Source organism: Geoalkalibacter subterraneus (assembly GCF_000827125.1).
Classification (GTDB): domain Bacteria; phylum Desulfobacterota; class Desulfuromonadia; order Desulfuromonadales; family Geoalkalibacteraceae; genus Geoalkalibacter_A; species Geoalkalibacter_A subterraneus.
Window position 1 is genome coordinate 2,141,790 of sequence record NZ_CP010311.1, and the last position, 18,285, is coordinate 2,160,074.

The window sequence follows — 18,285 nt, forward strand, 5'->3', positions numbered from 1 at the left end:
CCTGACCTCCGTTTCCTTGGCAGCATAGAACATTTAAAAACGTGACGGCATGTTCATTTTATGACGTTATATTCTAACCAATACGCGCGTTGGCTCCTTGTGTCAAGCGGAAAACCAATAATCCGGATAAGGCCGCAAAGATCGGTTCACGGGCGTAACCACTGGCCACTGGCGACTCTTTCCGCGTAAGGCGGGCATGGAATCCAATAGGTCCAGGCTGGAATCGAGGTGCGACCGCATAGCACCGCCACCATCACCCGCTGGTACATGCTGTGCCCGCCGGGCCGGAAGCCTTCCAGCCGGTCGATGGGCGGCAGGTCGCGTTGCGGGTCGGTGAAGGTCACCAGCTCTCCGTGGATCAGATTCCAGTCGCCGGTCGGGCGTCCGAAGCACGGCGTGCCGATCTCCTGCTGTCTGCGGGCGTCGGCCAATGGATCAACACTGCCCCGGGCCAGGATCAGGCCTTCCGGCACCTCGATGGCCGGGAACCCGGCGTGGAGATGGTAGAGCCTGCCCCAGACCACGGCCTGTTCGATGCTGCGGGCCTGGGCGCAGAAGCGCTGATGGTTCCAATAGCCCCGTTTCAGGGTGCCGTAAACGAAGAGCCGCAACAATTGCTGATTGGGGATTTCGCAAGGCAAATTTGTTCTAATTGCATCCAGCAGCCGAGCGCCTGCTCCTTGTATTATCGGTCATTCGCAGGTAGTCGAAGACGGCGCGGGGGTTCATGGCGAGCATCCTCATTTTCTGCGCAACGCTGCCGACGCTTTTTGATTTAATCAGACCGACCGCGAAGCGTCGGAGCCGGGTGATGTTTTCCGGCCCATGGCCGGTGCGTATCCGGCTTCGGTCTTCGTCGTAATTCCAGTCAATGATGTAGTGGCAGCTGTTTTCTATGCACCAGTGGTTGCGATTAGTCTTGAGGATGCGCTGGGCGTCGGCCTGCTGCGGTGTGTGGCTGGTGATTCCGTAAACGGTTTCGGTTGAGACTTTCCCGCTCTTTTTGTTGACCCTTTCGCGTTCGACCATGAAAGCCTGACCGACGTGAGGAAAGTCGAGATAGTCGTTGAGCTCGGCGGTGACCCAGATCCTCCGCGTCTCGATCCGGCCATGGTCGGAGTCGACGGTGACAGCGTGAGGTTCTTGGCGGCCATGAAAATACAGGGTGAGGTCTTCGAGAAGCCGGGGCTGATTGCCTTTGACGGTGAAATGGTAATGGGCCTGCCTGTCTTCGACCAGGTAGCGGGCCAATCGGCGTTGCGTCAATAGGGCGTCGGCGCTGATGGTCTTGCCTTCGATGCTGATCGCCTCGAGCAAGGGGATGGCCATTTTGATTTCGTTCGTTTGCTTGACCTCGTCGCTGCCATCGTCTATCGGCAGGAGGCCGACTTTTTTTGGGTGTGGCAGGTTTTGGTCTCGTGGCCGATCGCGCTCATGATATGCGTCTTGCGGCCTTGCTCGTCGGTGGCGTTGCACATGGTCTTGCCGTCAATGGCGAGGCTTTCATCCGCGCCTGCGTAAGCCTCGTTCCAACGTTGAAAGCTGCGGTCGAGATGATCCGGATCGACCCTGATGAGGATATCGCGGATGATGTATTCGCTCGGGACAAGGTACTGCCCTTGTTTTTTACGGCATCCGAAGCGCTCGCGCGCCTTGGGGCCAAGACTTTTGGCCCAATCGGAAATCGCCTTGTACCCGCGCATCCCGCAAAGCGTCGCCCCGGCGGCAATGGCCAAAACGGTGGACAGCCGGTGGCGTTTCCCTGCGGCGCGGCGCGGGTCGGGGATGTCGGTGAAAAACTCTGGCAAGGATCGCATTTGATTGGCTGTCAACAACATTTTCACGTCTCCTGGACAATAGGGCGCCCCAAGCAGGGGGCGGGACAAGAGCGATTGGGCATTGGACTGCAGCGCACGAACAAACACCATCTTCGGGGACTGTGCGAGGTTGCTATAACCTTGACGGGTTCGGCGAAATCCCTTGGTCTGACCCAGGCATAGCCAATTGGCCGCCTTGTAAACCGTGCCTTGATAGCGCTGCGGATCGACAAAGGTCTCCATCAGCACAAGCGGATGGCCAAAGCGCTCCAGCCAGTCGCGCTGGATTCTTTGTTCGCACAGCGCCAAGACGCGCGAGCCCAGATTGGGCAAATGCCACTGCGGCAGGATCAAAAAACGGCTATTGTTGGCAACCAGCTTCAAGCGGTCATATTGGCGCCGATGATCCCAGCCAATCCACTGGTCGCGAACGGCGCACTTCAAGGCCGCAGCGGAAAAGCTCAGCAAAGCGACCCACTGCTGGCGCAATATGGCAACGTACCAGAGGGTTTCGCCGATCTTGGGCAGATCTCCCAGATAATGATGCGCTTGCATTGTCTCCCGATATCGGTCCTCCTCGAGGGCTGAAACGGGTCGTACATGGATTTCTTTCAGATTCACGACAGGGTCTCCAAGGGCAAAGGACGAACCCTTTATACCCCATCGGAGAACAAATGACCAGAACTTTATGCTGGGGCAAGGCTTAGAGCGTGTTCCCGGGAGGGAACAAATTCGCCCTGGGGGATTTCGGATTGAGGATTGATTGAAAATGTCATATGTTGCCTCCATGGATGCTGATGAGTTCAAAAATAGAACCAGAACTTTCGCGATCAGGGTGATCCGGTTGGTAGAAGCGTTGCCGAAAAACCAGACCGCGAAAGTGATTGGAAACCAGTTGCTCCGCTGTGGCACCTCGGTTGGTGCGAACTATCGGGCCTCCTGCCGCGCCAAATCCCCTGCCGACTTCATCGCTAAAATGGCCATCGTCGAGGAAGAATGCGATGAATCCATCTACTGGATGGAGCTGATCGCCGAAGCCGGTTTAATGAACGAGAAGCGCTTGACCGATCTGAAAAACGAAGCAAACGAAATCCTTTCCATGGTCGTCGCCTCCATAAAAACCGCCCGCTCCCGCAAGTAATCCGCAGTCCGCAATCCGAAATCATCAATCAGCTTGTCCCTTTGCGCTCCTGGGGGATGAAGCGGAATTCGCTGTTTTCGATGGCCCGCACATCCTCGTGGCGGATGGTGAGCATGGTCATGGGCGGCACCTCCAGCTCGCGCCAGCCCTTCTCGTTGTTCACGGCAAAGTCGATAAAGGCGTCGTCCGAGGCGTAGAGCACCACCCGGTGCTGGCGGTGGATGCGCAGGCAGAGTGGCTTGTTGCCCTTGAGTACGGTGATGGTGCTGGGGTCGAGCCGCGAGGCCAGCACGGCGCTCATCTGGCCGCGACAGAGGGCAAGCGCCTTCTTCAGGCCCTCCTGGTCGATGGGGCCTTCGGGCGCGAAGCGGTCGGCCAGGCGGAAGATCAGCTCGCTGTCCACTTCGGCGTAGCGCGGCAGCCCGAGTCGGCGGAACAGATAATCGGCGTTGTAGATGGTGCCGTTGTGCGTGCCGATGATGATCCCGGCCCGGATGGGATGGTTGTTGCGGTTGTTGAACTCGTTGCCCCGGGTGCGCCAGCGGGTGTGGCCCATGAGGATGGTGGTCTCGTTGTCGACCTGCCCGAGCAGCTCCTGAAACGGCTTCTCGTAGACCAGCTCGTGCGCCCGCATCGGCCGTTTGAAAATCCGGTGGCTGCCATCGGTCTTGAGCCAGGCCAGACCGGAGGCGTGCGGGCCGCGTTCCTCGCTGTGCAGCAGCATGCGGATGAAGAGCTCGCGCAGGTAATCCCGCTCGTCGGGCCGTCTGCGCTTGCGGCCGAAGATGATGCCTACTTGTCCGCACATGGAGCCGGGTCCTCCTTGTCGCCGAAGTTCTTGCCGAGCGGTCTCGTCCCTTCGAGAACGAAGGCTGCGTATTCCCGCCGGTGGTCCGCCAGCCACGCGGCCACCTCCGGGTAGCCCATCTCGGCGGTCAGCCGGGTCACCTCCGGGTGGTCGAGCATGTTGGTGCGCCCGGAGAGTCGCACCGTCTCCAGGGCTTCGAGGAAGCGTTCCGGCCAGGGATCGCTGGCCTTGTCGTCGGGCAGGAACTCGATCAGGCCGTGCCGGGCCAGACGGGTGAGAAACTCGGCGGCCGCAGCGGCGGCTTCCTCCGGCAATGGCTGGGTCGGACCGCCTTCGATGCCAAAGAGCACCTCGGTCATGTAGTCCCGGGGCGCTCGGCTGGCGGTGAACGGCGTCTGGCCGCGCATCAACTCGACCACCTCAAGGCAGTCGGCGGCTTGCAGGGTTTCCCCGCTGCCGGGGATCGGTTCGCCGTCCAGCGTGGTGGAGCGGATCAGAATCTTCATGGGGCACCTCCTTAAACAGTGAGGCCGGGAACTTGCCCGGCCTCGTTGGTGAGAGTGGTGGTTTCGTCCGGAAGGACCTCCTCCGGTTTGGGCCGTCCGTTCTTGAAGGCGGCGTCGCCGGGCATGTTGGCCATCAGATGCTTGCGGGCGGTCTTGAACTCGTCTCCGATCAGGCCAAGGTGGAGCAGGAAGACCCGGAAGTCGTACTTGGCGCTCTGGGGATCAAAATCCCGCTTGCGGCTAGAGGCTGCCCGGCCATTGAGCGCCTTGGCGGCGACGGCGAGGCAGAATTGCAGGTAAGCCTTGATCCGCCCCGCGTGGAGGGTCGCCTCGAACCAGCGGAACTCCACCGTGCCCCGGTACCAGACGTTGTGCAGGTTGACCCCGTGATAGCGGCTGTTGTCGTAGTGCTGGGGCTGCCGGTTGTGGTAGCCGTACCAGATGCGGTTGAGCTGGTCCTTGGTGCGGGGGCGATGCTGTTCGATGCGCTGGATCAGCTCGTCGCTGACAGGCCGGGTGTAGCGGTTGAGACGGTCACGGCTGATGCCGAGGGCGTGGAGGATCAGCGGCTCCTGCTTGTAAATGATCTTGGCCAGGTTACCCAGGTGTCTGCCGTCGAAGGGCGCGGCGTCGATATGGATGTGAATGCCGCACTGGCTGTTGATCTTGCCTCCGGCGCGGCGGATGGCCCGGACCGCCTCCTGCAGTTGCGGGATGTCGTCGTAGCCGAGCACCGGGCTGACCACCTCGGCCCGCAGATGAGCCGGGACGCTGGTCAGGGAGGCGTCCCCCACCACCTTCCAGACGCGGCCGCGCAGGTCCTCGATCTCCCAGGGGTCGTAGCTGCTGGGGATGCCGACATGGCGGACCGTGCCGCCCACCACCGAGTGGATGGCCCAAGCGATCTGCTCCCGGGTGCGTTTTACGGTCTCGATCTCGATCCCGTAGTGGATCTCTTTCAGGTTCATGCGTGCCTCCGTCGTTCATGGCGCTTCTAAGTCGTTGTCTGGCAAGGCTTTTCAGCCTCCGCTTACACCATGAATGAATGCTTCTTTCCGGACACAAATCAAGTAGAAGAACAGCCGAAGCCGACATTTAACACGTTTATTTTCAATGACTTGCGAACTAGGCCGGATTGGGCGGCGCACAGGCGGCAGAAACCCCGGAACGGGCTGGCCGTATCCGGGGTTTCTGGGTTGGCGGTGGCAGTGAGCCGGTCAGCCGGAGGCGGTATCAGCGGTGATCAGGCTGGCGTGCAGCTCGAGGTTGCGCGACTCGTCGGCCCGCATCCGCGCCAGCAGCGCCGTGAAGGCCTCCGCTTCGTCGGCCGGGAGCTTTGATGCCCGTTCCAGCCGCGCCAGGCGCTGGTGCAGGTTTTCGAGCAGGCCCAGGGCATGGTCGCGGATCAGCCCGTCGCGCTTCTCCTGCGGCGAGGGAATGAACTCGGTCAGGCCGCCTTTGCGTCGAACGATCATGGCCGTGCCTCCTTAGCTCAGGGTCGCGCCCAGCGAATGGATGCGCGGGTAGATCAGCGGCGTGCCGGTCATCTCGGCTTTGTAGCGCACCTTGTTGCCGGTGTTGTCGGTGAAGGTGCGCACCAGGGTGTACTCGGTCCAGTTCTCGTCGATGGGCCGGGTGTCCTGGATGGTCATCGCCTCCCAGGTCAGGCCGCCGTCGTTGCTGGCGAACCATTGCAGGGTGGTGCCACTGGGGATCTGCATCTGCACATAGGCTTTGGTCGATTCCACACCCTGGGTCAGCTCGTTCTCGCGGGTCAGGTAGGCCCCGGTGGTCTTGTTGAGGTAGCCCACCAGGTTGACGTCGCGAAAGTTGATGGCCGGAGTGTCGTTGGCAAGCGAGCTGCTCAGGCGCACGCGGATCTGGACCCGGGTGGCGAGGTTGGGCAGCCGTTCCTCCTCGGCGGGAACCATGGCGTCCCAGGTCACGCCGCCGTCGGTGGAGTATTCCCAGTCGAGACCGGTACCCTGGGGGATGGCCGAGTATTCGTCGAGGTTGATGTCGGAGAACTGCACGCCGGTGATCGGCTGAAAGCGAATCATCCCCTCGGACTGGAAGTTGTAGCCGTAGATCTTCATCGCCAGGTCGGAGCCGTTGAGCGGCGTCCAGGTCTCGGCGTTGGAGCTCTCCAGCAGCACGCCTTCCATATAGGTCTGCCGGGTGATGATGCCCCAGCGGCCCATCTTGCCCAGGGTGGCGGTGCGCACCTTGTAATTGGTGCTGTTGGTCAGCAGCACCACGGAATAGCTGGTGTTGGCCTCGGCGTAGAACGGGTCGTCGAAGCGAATGCGGGTCTCGCCGCTCAGGCTGATCTCGTTCGGGGCCAGCACTTTCTCGGCGAACACCACGCCGTTGGGCAGACCGGTGGTGACGCCGCGAATCTGCACCGTGACCGGAATGCTCGGGTCCCTGGCGGTGAACTGCAGTCCGATGCTGGAAATCACCTGGTTTTGGGTGAAGCTGAAAGTCTGGGCCAGCGGATCGCGGGGCACGAAGATGGTCTGGGTGCGCCAGACCACCTGCACCACGGGCACGCGGATGATGCGGTTCTCGATGATGCGCTCGATGCGGGTGATGACCAGCGGATCGTTGATCTGCAGGCTGGCCCGGGCCGAGTAGACGCCGTCGGCCATCTCCACGATGCGGTTGCCGTTGCGGGCGTTGGTCGGGATGGTGAAGGAGGCGCTGACCCGACCGGCCTCGTCGCTGATCAGGTTGCTGGCCATCACCTGGCCGTCGCAGCGCAGTACGATGCCGGATTTGCTCGGGGTGAAGTTGATGCCGGTGACGGCGATGCCGGTCTGGCCGCGCCGCCCGAGGTTGGGCGTGATCTGCAGCATGGCCGGGGGCTTGTCGAACACGGCGTAGGGGTTGATGTTCCGCTCCTCGGACCAGTCGTTCTGTTCCACCAGCACGGTCTCGTTGCCCGGCAGCAGTGCCAGGCTGCCGAAGAAGCTCGCGTTGCTGCCCGCCTGATCGACCGAGAGCACCGTGGAGTGAGGAATGCGGTCCGGCGCGACGAAACGGGCGATCTCGTTGACTCGGGCGTCCCATTCGGCGTGGTAGATGTCTGACTGGGCGGTGTTCGAGAAGTCGTCCGAGTAGATGCCTTTCTTGGTCTGGGCGTCCCGGTTCTGCAGCTCGTTGTTCATCTGGTACTGGGCGTCGTTGTACTTCAGGTCCTCGACGTCTTGGATGATGTCGTGGATCTGGTCCATGGTGATGCGGGTCAGGCCGAAGTTGCGGATCTCCATGTCGGTGGAGTTGGGCGGGCAGTCGATGCTGCACAGCCCCAGGGCGTTTTCCGGCACGATGGGCAGCTTCGGAAAATCCGCCGGAGCCCCTTCCAGCCGTTTGATCTCGGTGGTGGTGGCGTAAACGATGTCGCGGCGGCCGAGGTAATAGTCGTAGTCCAGGCTGCAGTTGGAGCCGTTCACCGGCTGATCGCCGAGGCTGCCGCGCCCGAAATTGATCACGTTGAGGTTACCCAGCTCGAGCTGCACTGGCGACATGGTGAGCCCGGCGGTGTTGGTGGCCGGAGGCGAAACGGTGCCGATCTCCTCGACGCCGTCGTCGACGTAGGATAGCGCCTCGCTGCCCAGTTCCATCAGGCGCTTGTAGTCGGTGCGTGCGCCGTTGGTGGCGGCCCGGTAGACGCGATAGCCAGTCGCGCCGCTGACCGGCAGCCAGGAGAGCTTGTTCATCTCCCCGGCGGCGGTTGCCCGGGCGATGACCGCAGCGGCGTTGAAGGCCGTCTCGCCGGTGGCGTTGTAGGCAGTCACCAGATAGAAGTAGTTTCCGGCCGCCGGATGGTTGGCCTGCCCGAACCAGCCGCTGTCCACGTAGTCGGTGCCCTTGACCATCTGCTTGGTGTAGGTCCAGCGCACCGTGTAGGTGGTGCCGATGGCCGGTTCGTTGCCGGAGCCGAGCCAGTCGACATGGTTGCCCGACTGTTGCCAGTCCACGCCCTCCTGGAAGATGGTCGCCCCTTGGCTGACCTCGAGGATGTCCACCACGGGATTGGGGTCGAGCAGGTCTTCGCCGCCGCCCACCGAGCCGCGAGTGACGTTGCGGGTAATCTCGACGATGGCCTCCACCTGGGTCGTCTCCTTGAGCGGCGTGGAGTTGACCGGATAGCGGTGCTTGTTGATGTCGAAGGTCTTCTGCTCCCCGCGCACCGACTTGGTGGCGATGGATTTGGGCACCAGGGTCGAAGTGGGCAGATCGCGCTGATGCCGGAAGCCCTGGATGTAGGCGCGTCCGGCGTTGGTGATCGCCTCCACGCTGTCGTCGTCGACGCCGCCGATGAAGGTGTCGAAGCCCCGCACCAGATAGCTTCCGGCCTGGTCGAAGGTGCGCTCGGCCAGATTCTGAATCAGGGAATTGAGCCCTTCGGCGGCGGCGAAGGAGAGCTGGTCCTCGGTGATCGAGGAGACGGTGATCCGGCTGCCCGGCAGCGTGCCCAGCAGATCCCGCAGGTAGAGGTTGGACTTCTCCTGCACCGTGGGCGTGACATCGCCGCTCTCCCGGTCGAACTTGTAGATCGGGATCACCCGGCGCTCGGCCACGTTGTTGGGCAGCGTCTGGCCGCTGGTGTCTGTCGCCTTGAGAGAAAGAACCCATTTTTCCCGTTCGGCGGTGGGCTCGCCGGTGGCCGGATTGATCAGGGCCGGGTCCTGGGTGTAGCCGTAGTTGTACTTCAGCAGCTCCACATAGACGTAATCGGCCCCGCTGGTGGTGGCCGGATCATAGGTCAGGGTCGCGCCGCTCACCTGTTCCAGATGGCCGTCGATGTAGACCACGCCCGGGGCCATGGTCAGGACGTTGGCGGCCGCGCTGACCTCGAGGCCCATGATGATGGAGCCTTCCTTGAACAGGATGTCGGCGATCTTGCGCCGCTCCAGGTTGATGATGTCCTGCTGCTCGTTGAGTTCGGAATCCAGCAGGTCGCGATCCTGATGGTAGCGGATGCGCTTGTAGTTCTTGGTCGGGTCGAATGTCTCGCGTGAGATGCTCATGTTTGAATCCTCCAGTTAGATCTTGATGATCCCGACCAGCTCCACGCGGGTGTCGGAAATCTTGTTGAAGTCGGGAATGTTCTTCACCTCGTACAGGTAGCCCGGGCGCAGCACCTCGCCGGTCGGATTGGTGTCCTGATGGAACACGCCGCCTATGGCGAGATCCCCGGTGACGCTTTGCACGTACTGCACATTGCCGCCGAAGAAGCCGTATTCGCGGATGGTGATGCCGTTGGCCTCGGCCTCGTCGAAGCGGAAGAAGATGCCGATGGTGTTGGTCTCCTCGCCGGTTTCCAGGTAGCGCACGCCGTTCACCAGGAGCGCCCCTTCGGCGTCCTCCTTGAGGAAGGTCCGCTTGTAGTAGCGCTTGCGGGCGCGTTCGTTTCTGAGCCCGGTCTGGCCGAGATCCGGCGCGGGCGGATTCTGCGGGTCGGTGAAGCTGGCATCCCCGTCGCCGATGGCGCAGTGGGTGATGCCGTCCACGGCCTGGCCGAGGAGGAGTTTGGCCGTCAGTATCCGGCCGGTTTTGACGATGAGTCCCAGTGCCATTGCTGTTCTCCTTTAGGTCTGAATTTCGTGGTCTTGATCGATGAGCACCGCGAACAGGATCTGGCGCGTGTCGGCCAGCAGCCTGGCCGGGATCGCGATGCGCTGAACGGTGTCGGATCGGCTGATGCGTGTACCGGATGTCCGGACGCTGGTATCGATGCTCCGCAGCCAGGGGCGCGTCACCCGCACCGCCGTGTCGGCATCGACGCCCAGTCGACCATGGACGACGAGCCACAGGTCAGCGCTCCGGTTCAGGCGGTTGTTCACGCGAAGCGCGAGGTCGGATCGACGTTCGAGCCGATGGGCGACCCGCACCGCGCTGTCGGCCCGGACCATCACCGTGCGCCTGGCCGGTGCCCCGGAAAACAGCTCGAAAAGCGCTCCGGGTTGCGCCGCGCCGATGGCGAGCAGATCCGGCCGCCGGATGCCTCGGCGGGTGGTAATGGATGCCAGTTGTCCCTTATGCACGGCCACGGCGAATCCTCCCGCTGAGTTTGAGCGCCTGGCCACGGTTCATGGGCACAAGCGTTTCCGGACGACGCTGGCCGGTGATCGTAGTGACGGTTTTGAGCTTTCCGTTTCGAGTTGCCATGGCATTACTCCTTCACCGCGCACCAGCCGCCGGTGGTCAGGTTGAACACGCGGTAGCTGTCCGTTCCGATTTGAATGGCGTCTTCCGAGGCGACATTGCCGCCGCCCACGGCGAAGATCTCGATGAGTTCGCCGCGCAGTTCCTGGTAGACGGCGGAGCCGGACATCGAGGCGAGCCAGGGAAAAAGGATGGTGGTGCCGTAGCGCATCTCCGGATCGGTTTCGCCCTGGAGACCGCCGTGAGCCGCGCCACAGCGGCCCTGCTGCCCGGACGCGGAGGTCCAGCCGTCGAACTTGTTCACGGCGTAAAATGTGCCCGGCGCGTTGTAGTAGCTGTTGATGACCGGCTGCGGGTCCTCGCCGATCTTGGCCCCCGAGGCGTAATCCCGAACGAGGGTTTCGACGGTGATGGTGTTCGGCGTGGCGACGGTGTCGGTGGCGCTCACCCGCACGCGTTCGATGCCCGCGTCGTCTTTGATCACATAGTCCTGTCCGGGCGTGACCACGGTGGCGTCGTTGACCTGAAGCACCACGCCGCTTCCGGCGGTGACCGCCGCCTGCGTAAGCGCGACGGCCCCGGACCAGAACCGTTTCAGCAATCCGCTGTAATGGCCGTAGTAGGTGGAGACGAGCTTGGTGACCACGAAGACGTGGTCCAGGTCGGCGAACAGCCAGAAGATGAAGTCGGCGCTGTCCTCCACCCGCAGGTATGTGTAACTGGTGTGCGAAGCCTCGTTGACGCCGGTGTGGGTGGCAGCAATCCAATACTGGAATGCAGCGACGTGAATCCGCCCGGAGGTGGTGCTGATACGGAACTGTAGATAGACGTCCTCGGCCCCGGATTCCCCGTGAGACTTGAAGACGAAATACGGCTGTGGGTCGGCCGACTGGTCGTCGTGCAGGGTCCATCCGGTGGTGGTCACCAGAAAGGTCCGCAGTTGATTGAGCAGGTCGAGCCGACCGTGGGCGAGTCCTTGAATGCTGTGGTATGCCATGGCGGCCTCCTTAGAGAATCGGGTTTTCCGTGCCGGTCAGGCGCAGCTTAATGTCGAGTTTGTTTTGCACCGGGGTGCCCGGGAGCACGGTGCAGCGCCGCCAGAAGGACAGCGTCTGCTGAAATGCCTTGTCGCCGAGATTGAGCGGTGCGCCCTGGGTGGCGGTGTCGAGTCCGGCCTGGGTCAGGGCCAGGCGGTACCAGACCGATTCGTCGGTACCGGTTTCGTCGATGGGATCGAGCACCAGCCCGGTGTAGTCGTAACCGGAATAGACGGTCGTTCCGGCGTCGTGCGCGGCCGGAGCGGTGTTGGCCACGCCCCGTTGCACGGTGAGATTGACTGTGCCGCCGCCGCTTTCGACGAGCATCTGCTCGCCGTCGATGATGATGAGTTCGCCGTCGGCAAAGCGCGGTTCTGCCAAGGGGATGGCGGTCTGCGCCGCGTCGATGGCCGAGGCGAGGCCCGTCTGCTCGTTGGCGACGTAGAGTTGCCGATCCCTGATGTCGCCGTCGGTGCCGTTGTAGCTCTCGGCCTCGGGACGGCTGAAATCCCCCTCGGAAATCTGCTGGGTCAGCGCTTCGTCAAGATAGAGATGTATCGCCATGGGTTCTCCTTCAGGTGGGCCACTGGGTGGCGCGATAGTTGTTGGCGGCGGCCTCGAACCCGGCCTGCGTCAGCGCGTGCAGGTCCTGCTGACGGAACAGCCAGCGGTAGGAAGGCCGCGACCAGCGGAATCCGGCCTGGTTGAGGCGCATGCGGCTGACGCGCATGGGGCGGGTGCGGTCCACGGAGAGACGCAGGCCGGTGGTGTTGAGCGGGCTTGCGCCCAGCTTCATGGTCTCGACCCGATGGCGCTGGAGAGAGCCCGTGTCCACATAGACTTCAAGCGAAGCCCGTTCGCCGGTCAGATTCGCATTGCTCAGATACCGGGTGTTCAGGGTGTTCGCGTTGAGCCGGAACACAGGCCCTCTCCGCCGCCATCGGTCGATCCGGTCGACGGCCAGGGTGACGTCCGCGTCGCAGCCAGCGGTGGAGGCGAGCAGCAGATTGCTGATGCCGCCCTGGTTGGCGGTGAGATCGAGACCTTCGTTGAGCCTGGCGCGGCCAAGCTGGAAGCAGAGGCGATGCCGGGATTCCAGAGGCAGGCGCAGGTCGTACTTGGCCTCCGCCCGCTCGACCGGTTCCGCCTGCGTGTCGAAAAAGAAGTCCTTCTGCCGAAAGCAGTAGCGCAGCTCGGTCTCGCCATGGGTCAGCGATTTGCGGTTGAGATGGCTCTCGCCCAGCCCAAAGCCGCTTTCCAGCACATCCCCTTCAAAATCGCGGCCGGTGTAGATGGGTGTGCAGAAGGAAACCCGGTCCTCGCCGACGCGGGTGTACGGCAGTCGCCAGTCGTTGAGGGCCTTGTGGTTCAGGCGCATCCGGTTCTGGCGGCCGTGAAAACGGGAGACCTTCACGGCGGCCCGGTCGATCTCCGGGATCATCTCCGTGGTGCTGGTGAGCTGCAGCAGCTCCCAGGCCTTCTGCTTGTTAGTCAAATGACGGCAGGAACCGAGCGAGGAGTGGCCAAGGACGAAGGTCTCGTCGAGAAACGCCAGCACGATCCGGCGCACGGCGTTGGCATGCCCGAAGTCGAGCATCGCGCCGCCTTCGATCCATTCGAGCAGAAACTGGAGCCAGAAACAGCGCGTGCCCGCCGGGTGGTGAAACACCAGGGCGTCGCGCAGCCCCTCGGTCTGGTTGAGACACAGCACGCGAAACACCCCGAGGCTGAACACCAGCCCGGGCAGCTTGGCTTTGCTGAGTCTGGAACGGGCATTGAGACGCAGAGCCGAGCGGAAGGTCTCCTGAAGTTCCCCCTGCCAGCCGAGTGTGTTAAAATCGCGTTCGATGGCCGGAATGGTGCCCTTGCGGCGATAGATTTCGACCGCCTCCCGCACGCGGCGTCGCTGGCAGTCCGGCGAACAGGTGCCGTCCACTTCGAGGCCGACGAGTCTCGCCAGCAGCGGCAGGAAGCGTTCGTCGCAGTGGTCGACGTCAAAAATGGTCGGGAAGTCGTCGATGGCCTGCTTGAGTTCGTCGAACGTTCCGGCGGGAAGGCTCAGAAAGGTGCGCAGGTCACCGGCCTCGTCGTTGTGCTCGTAAAGCGGCGGCAGCAGGCCGAGCAGATTGTCCTTGAACCAATCCGACATCAACCGGCCCTCCGCAGATCGAGGTTGACGCTGCCGAGAACCGGGATTTCGCCGTGGCGCAGCTCGATGTCCTGCTGGGGCGCGTACAGATGCATGTGGCTGACGCCGCGCACGCCGTCGATCAGGGCGACCAGGTCGGAGAAGTGAATGGTCTGGCCGAAGGAGACCTGGTCGAAAGAAAAGAAATCGGAAAGTGCGGCTTCGATGCGGCTGCGCACGTTTTCCAGCGGTTCGCCGGGCCAGATGTAGACCTCGGCGTCGATGGAAACGGGGCGGTAGATCGGGTCGAACAGGTTAATCTCGACCGTGATGACCTTGCGGCGTTCGAGAAACTCGGCGAGGTCCCGCTTGAGCAGCGCCGAGGGCATTCCGCCGCCATTGGGGGCGATGGACAGTTGGACGTTGTAATAGCGGATGTTCTGACAGGCATTGGTGTCGAGCACCTTGGCCTTGGCGACGCCGGGGTAACCTTCGGCGAGCGCCTGGTAATCCTCCAGGGTGACGGCTTTCCAGAGACTGCGCAGCTCCGCCGGTGCCTGTCGGCGGGCGTGTTCGAGGGCTTCCCGCGAAGCGCCGCCGGTGGCAGGCACAGGATTGGTGACGGTCAGGGAAACCTGGCCTCCGTCAAGGTAGATCGGGCTCAGCAGTTGGGTGATCCGGTTCGGACCGAGGTTTCCCTGGTCCCCGATGGTCTGCAGATAGCTGACGGCAATGGCGCTTCCCTGAGCGGGTACAGCGCCGCTTTGCCCGTCGCCGAAAATCAGGGTGGAGATGTCGAGGGCGTCCAGGTCGGCCATGAAATGGCGGCTGTCGGCCAGGCTGTCCTGGAAGTGATCGACCTCGCTCCAGGCGTCGTCCCCCACCGTAACGGTGATGGTGCCCTGGGCGATGACGTCGCCGGTCAGGCGGATGCGCTGGAATGGCAGCCCCGTCGAAGTGAAGGTCTCGGTGCGGCGCACGCCTTGACGGGTCGGGATGTCTACCGAGAGTACGCCTCGCGGGATCAAGCCGTCCTCGACCGTCTCGAAATCCGCCTCGCCGTCACTCAGCAAGGCGCGGCAGGCTGTCCCCGCCGGAATGGTCAGATCCTTGCCAAGCGGGGCGGAGAGCCGGAAGCGCAGCGTGGTGGTGGAGGCCACCGGCGAATCCAGCCGGTAGCCGATGAGTTTGCAGAGGTTGATGACGTTCTGGCGCTGGCGGGCCGTGGGCAGAAAGGCCTCCGCCGCCTGGGCGTCCAGGTAATAGGCCAGCATGTCGCCCACGCCGCAGAACAGATCGAGCAGGACGACGCCGAGATCGGAGTGATTGAAATCGGTCCAGCGGTCGGTGAGCTGCGGGATCTTCGCCAGCAGCTCCTGACGGATCGATTCGTAATCCTTGTTGATGTATCCGATGCTTGCGCGGCCCATGGTCTCTCCGGTTTTCGGTGGTTATGCGAGAGCGCCTGATGCTCTCGCCACGCCGGTTACTTACCGGAAGGGGCCTGGATGTGTCGGAGGCGGGACGCCTCAGAGCGGGCCGCGCAGTTGCCAGACGGGATTGGGCTGCCCGGATGTGTTGTTGAGGTAGTGGGATTCCTTTTTGCCCTCGAAATAGAACAGACCGATGCGGCCCGGCTCCAGGGTGGTGATCCGGTGAACGGTGCCAGCGGCGTTGTCTTCCGCCTGACTCTGGGTGTCGAAGCCCAGACCGCTCGCGGCCAGATAGAGGGCGTGCTCGGCCTGGGGCGCTTCCGTTTCTGGCGCTCCCTCGAATGTCAGGTAATGGCCGTGGTTGTCACCTGGATCGCTGACGATCCACTTGCCGTTGCGGTCCTGATAGGCTCCCTCGATGTAGGCGACTTCGTATTCCCCGGCTGGCCAGATCAAGAAGTCGTTCGGATCGGGGCTCATCTCGACCGCGTCGAACCAGAGCAGATTGAACAGCGAGCGCACGTCCGGCGACAGGCGCACGCTGCGCACCGGCGGCGGTTCCGGCTCGGGCTCCGGCTGGGGATAGCTGGGCGCGGGATTGTTCGGGTCTTCTCTGTAGAAGGGATAGACCAGGTTGCCGTCCACCTGGCTCTGGATCACCCGGTAGGCGATATGCACCAGCAGCAGGTTGCCGTCGATGTTCAGCGGCCGGTCGTCGAAGCGCACCTCCGTGATGATCACCCGCTTTTCCCAGCGCTTGATGGCGTCGATTACGTAATGGCGCAGCAGGCCCTTGAGCACCTCGTCGTTCTGTTCGAACACCAGATCCTTCAGCCGGGAGCCGAACTCCGGATTCATGAACCGTTCGCCGATTCGGGTGCCGAGGATCTGCAGGATGCTTTCACGGATATGCTCGTGCTCCCGCGAGGTGGCGGTCGAGACCTGTGTGCCGCCGGATAGCGACTGAAACCGGAACGGGTAACGCAACCCCTTGCCGAGGAAATCGTAGCTCATCAGGCACGCTCCTCGCAGTCGAGGCCGCACTGTCCAGAGCAGCCATTTTCCGAAGTGCCGTCGTCAATGGCTTCTCCCTGGAACCGGACCACCAGATCCAGACCATTTTTTAGACCCAGGTGGATGGTTCCGTCCGCCTCGATCAGCCCGCCGTGGCTGGACTGGCCGCACCGGAATCCCTTGGCTCCGCCGGAGAGCAGACGGACAGCGATGGTTTCGCCGATGCCCTCGATACGGCCGATGCCGATGATGTCGATAGGTCCGGCCGGGTTGATCAGGGTGATGAACCGCTCCCGGTGATCGACGTCGAGGCGGATGCCCTCGGGCAGAACCACCGCGAAGCGTTCCGCGCCCATGGCGGTCGGCTCGATCCCTGCGGGCAGTCCGCTGATACCGGCTGCCTCCTGGGTCGAACGCAGTTAGGACTCGACCAGGGTGTAAAGGCGTCCCGGGGCGACCTCGATGGCCGTGCCGGGTCCGGGGGTGATGACCTGCTGTTCTCCTCCGTCGATAACGCAGATTCGCTGATCGTCAGTGGTCCGCAGGATCATGCCGTCGGGCAAGGTGAAGAGCCGGTTGCCGTCCGGCAGATCCCGGGGTTCGGTGCCCGCAGGCAGTTCGACGAAGGGATAAAAATCGGGCTCCGGCTCGATCTGAACCTGGCCCAGGTACTCCTGCGTCCTGGACTGCTGGGCCTCCAGATAGGCTTGGGCCTGGCCGCGCATCGCCTCCGAGGCGGCGTGACCGGCCTCCAGCAACGTGCGGATGCCGGAAAGCTCTTCACGGATGCCGGACAGGTGATCGCAGAGCGCTCGCAGCACATACTGTTGTTCGCCGGAATCGGTCTGCTCGATAGTGGCCTGCAATTCGGCGGGTTCTTCGGAAATCATGACAACCTCCATTACATGCCGACATTGGCGGGTTGGGATTGATAGCTCATGGCGTTGACCGCCGTCACTGTTCCGGTCGCGCCGTCGATTTCGAATACGGTCCAGACCGTGCCAGGGGCGTTGGGAACGGTGAAGGTCTGCTCACGGCCATCGCTCAAGAACACCTTCACCGATGCTCCGGACTGCGCCAGGCCGGTGCTCGGATTGGCGTTGCGGTTGGTGTAGTCGTGGACCGCGTAGCGGTAGACGCCGGGGATGAGCCGATGGATGGTGATGGTCTCCGGCCCATAGGAGCTGGTGTCGTCCACGTCCAATTCCGCCGCCTCGTTTTCGATGGTGTGGGAATAGAACACATGGAACCTGCCGCCGGATGGCGTCGGTCCGGTGAGATGGGAATCGAGGTCCCGGGGATTCAGGCCCCACTGCAACACGATGCGGGCTACCTGGCCGTCGAGCTCGGGCGAGAGAACGATCTGGATGTCGCCGGAGGTGTTGGGGTCGGCATTCACCCAGCCATGCCAGGCGATGTATCCCGGCGCGGTGACCTCCACGTAATAGAACCCCTCGGGTACGGACAGCTCGAACCCGCCATAGGCGTTGGCGAAGGTCTGGTACGCAGCCGGGCCGGTTTCCGAGCGGCGGAATTCGATCAGCGCGTTGCCGACGCCGCTGGTGTTGAGGGCGTTGACCACCATGCCGCTGAGGAAGACCGTGGCTCCACTGGCAAAGTCCGGGTGGTCGGCGAACCAGGACGGATCGCGGACCTCCACCAGAACATGGCGGAGACTGTCCCGGGCCGAGGATCGCCAGACCATGAGCACGGCGTTGCCGATGGTCCAGCCGCAGCGAATGACACCGTCCGGCCCGATCTCCGCGACTTCCGGGTTGCTGGAGGCAAAGACCGGGGCGTCCACGTCGCCGCGCAGGGAGAGCGGAACCCGTTGCTCGAACTCGCCAGCGGAGAGGCGGATGGAGCGAGGCTGTACCTCCCAGTGGCTGAAGGCTGCCGGGGCATCCGTCATGAAGGGACCTCCACCGGTGCGGAGACGCCGCCGCCATAGACCTCGACCTGAACGTGCCGCAGGCTGAGCCGCTCGGGCGAATCCCAGACCAGAATCATGGCCGCTCCGGGAACGAAGCCGCATTCGACATTGCCGTCCTCATCGACACTGGCCACGTCGGGATTGGACGATTCGAACACCGGCGCTTCGGGCAGACCACGGATCGAGAGCGGAATGCGCTGAACGAATGGGGATCGCGAGACCCGGATCAGTTTCGGGAAAACATCCCAGTAGTGCGGTTCCGGCGGCTGTTCGAGATTGTTCATCGCGTCCCCC

Annotated in this window: 21 protein-coding genes; 1 reads left to right on the top strand and 20 read right to left on the bottom strand. The window is 62.9% G+C overall.

Annotated elements, in window-relative coordinates; all coding sequences use genetic code 11:
* Positions 1-146: 146 nt before the first annotated feature.
* From GSUB_RS09875 to GSUB_RS18075, 3 genes are read right to left on the bottom strand one after another with little or no spacing between them, the layout of a single operon-like run.
* The gene (locus tag GSUB_RS09875) at positions 147-641 is read right to left on the bottom strand and encodes a gamma-glutamylcyclotransferase family protein (protein WP_040200555.1); all 495 of its coding nucleotides are present in this window, start codon (positions 639-641) and stop codon (positions 147-149) included.
* A gap of 7 nt (positions 642-648) precedes the next feature.
* Entirely contained in the window at positions 649-1,329 is a 681-nt protein-coding gene (locus GSUB_RS09880) for an ISAs1 family transposase (RefSeq protein ID WP_040199265.1), read from the bottom strand.
* A 41-nt stretch (positions 1,330-1,370) separates the two neighbouring features.
* On the bottom strand, positions 1,371-2,372 hold the full coding sequence (locus GSUB_RS18075; protein ID WP_052464442.1) for a Druantia anti-phage system protein DruA: 1,002 nt from the start codon (positions 2,370-2,372) through the stop codon (positions 1,371-1,373).
* 232 nt (positions 2,373-2,604) lie between these two features.
* Here GSUB_RS18075 and GSUB_RS09890 point away from each other — a divergent pair, with 232 nt between their 5' ends.
* The gene (locus tag GSUB_RS09890; RefSeq protein WP_040202369.1) at positions 2,605-2,958 is read left to right on the top strand and encodes a four helix bundle protein; all 354 of its coding nucleotides are present in this window, start codon (positions 2,605-2,607) and stop codon (positions 2,956-2,958) included.
* Positions 2,959-2,986: 28 nt separating this feature from the next.
* Here GSUB_RS09890 and GSUB_RS09895 read toward each other — a convergent pair whose 3' ends face one another.
* The 17 genes from GSUB_RS09895 to GSUB_RS09965 form a co-directional block, all read right to left on the bottom strand.
* Positions 2,987-3,766, bottom strand: a complete 780-nt coding sequence (locus tag GSUB_RS09895; RefSeq protein WP_040200556.1) for a glucosamine 6-phosphate synthetase — start codon at positions 3,764-3,766, stop codon at positions 2,987-2,989.
* A complete protein-coding gene (locus GSUB_RS09900) occupies positions 3,751-4,272 on the bottom strand; it encodes a DUF5049 domain-containing protein (RefSeq protein ID WP_040200557.1) in 522 nt (173 codons plus the stop codon). Before GSUB_RS09900 ends, GSUB_RS09895 begins: the two co-directional genes overlap by 16 nt.
* An 11-nt stretch (positions 4,273-4,283) precedes the next feature.
* Positions 4,284-5,240, bottom strand: coding sequence for an amidoligase family protein (locus GSUB_RS09905; protein WP_040200558.1), 957 nt, complete (start codon positions 5,238-5,240; stop codon positions 4,284-4,286).
* Positions 5,241-5,489: 249 nt separating this feature from the next.
* A complete protein-coding gene (locus GSUB_RS09910; RefSeq protein ID WP_028588143.1) occupies positions 5,490-5,747 on the bottom strand; it encodes a hypothetical protein in 258 nt (85 codons plus the stop codon).
* A 12-nt stretch (positions 5,748-5,759) separates the two neighbouring features.
* The gene (locus GSUB_RS09915; RefSeq protein WP_040200560.1) at positions 5,760-9,308 is read right to left on the bottom strand and encodes a DUF4815 domain-containing protein; all 3,549 of its coding nucleotides are present in this window, start codon (positions 9,306-9,308) and stop codon (positions 5,760-5,762) included.
* Between the two features lie 15 nt (positions 9,309-9,323).
* Positions 9,324-9,857, bottom strand: coding sequence for a BW3TFN family phage tail fiber component (locus tag GSUB_RS09920; protein ID WP_040200561.1), 534 nt, complete (start codon positions 9,855-9,857; stop codon positions 9,324-9,326).
* A 12-nt stretch (positions 9,858-9,869) separates the two neighbouring features.
* Positions 9,870-10,331, bottom strand: a complete 462-nt coding sequence (locus GSUB_RS09925; RefSeq protein WP_040200563.1) for a hypothetical protein — start codon at positions 10,329-10,331, stop codon at positions 9,870-9,872.
* On the bottom strand, positions 10,318-10,449 hold the full coding sequence (locus GSUB_RS19885; RefSeq protein ID WP_268747551.1) for a hypothetical protein: 132 nt from the start codon (positions 10,447-10,449) through the stop codon (positions 10,318-10,320). The genes GSUB_RS09925 and GSUB_RS19885 overlap by 14 nt, the downstream gene beginning before the upstream one ends.
* Positions 10,450-10,453: 4 nt before the next feature.
* Positions 10,454-11,443: a hypothetical protein gene (locus GSUB_RS09930; protein ID WP_040200564.1), complete on the bottom strand. Its 990-nt coding sequence runs from the start codon at positions 11,441-11,443 to the stop codon at positions 10,454-10,456.
* A gap of 10 nt (positions 11,444-11,453) precedes the next feature.
* The gene (locus GSUB_RS09935; protein ID WP_040200565.1) at positions 11,454-12,047 is read right to left on the bottom strand and encodes a hypothetical protein; all 594 of its coding nucleotides are present in this window, start codon (positions 12,045-12,047) and stop codon (positions 11,454-11,456) included.
* Between the two features lie 10 nt (positions 12,048-12,057).
* A complete protein-coding gene (locus GSUB_RS09940; RefSeq protein WP_040200566.1) occupies positions 12,058-13,632 on the bottom strand; it encodes a phage tail protein in 1,575 nt (524 codons plus the stop codon).
* Positions 13,632-15,041, bottom strand: coding sequence for a baseplate J/gp47 family protein (locus GSUB_RS09945; RefSeq protein WP_040200567.1), 1,410 nt, complete (start codon positions 15,039-15,041; stop codon positions 13,632-13,634). Before GSUB_RS09945 ends, GSUB_RS09940 begins: the two co-directional genes overlap by 1 nt.
* Before the next feature lie 99 nt (positions 15,042-15,140).
* Complete coding sequence (locus GSUB_RS09950; protein ID WP_040200569.1) at positions 15,141-16,058, bottom strand: GPW/gp25 family protein; 918 nt, start codon at positions 16,056-16,058, stop codon at positions 15,141-15,143.
* The gene (locus GSUB_RS19640) at positions 16,058-16,414 is read right to left on the bottom strand and encodes a hypothetical protein (RefSeq protein WP_200890136.1); all 357 of its coding nucleotides are present in this window, start codon (positions 16,412-16,414) and stop codon (positions 16,058-16,060) included. Before GSUB_RS19640 ends, GSUB_RS09950 begins: the two co-directional genes overlap by 1 nt.
* Positions 16,415-16,477: 63 nt before the next feature.
* Positions 16,478-16,948 carry a hypothetical protein gene (locus GSUB_RS19645; RefSeq protein WP_200890137.1) on the bottom strand — a complete coding sequence of 157 codons (471 nt, stop codon included), beginning with the start codon at positions 16,946-16,948 and terminating at the stop codon, positions 16,478-16,480.
* An 11-nt stretch (positions 16,949-16,959) separates the two neighbouring features.
* Positions 16,960-17,970, bottom strand: coding sequence for a DUF2135 domain-containing protein (locus tag GSUB_RS09960; protein ID WP_040200570.1), 1,011 nt, complete (start codon positions 17,968-17,970; stop codon positions 16,960-16,962).
* Complete coding sequence (locus GSUB_RS09965) at positions 17,967-18,275, bottom strand: hypothetical protein (RefSeq protein ID WP_040200572.1); 309 nt, start codon at positions 18,273-18,275, stop codon at positions 17,967-17,969. Before GSUB_RS09965 ends, GSUB_RS09960 begins: the two co-directional genes overlap by 4 nt.
* Positions 18,276-18,285: the final 10 nt, after the last annotated feature.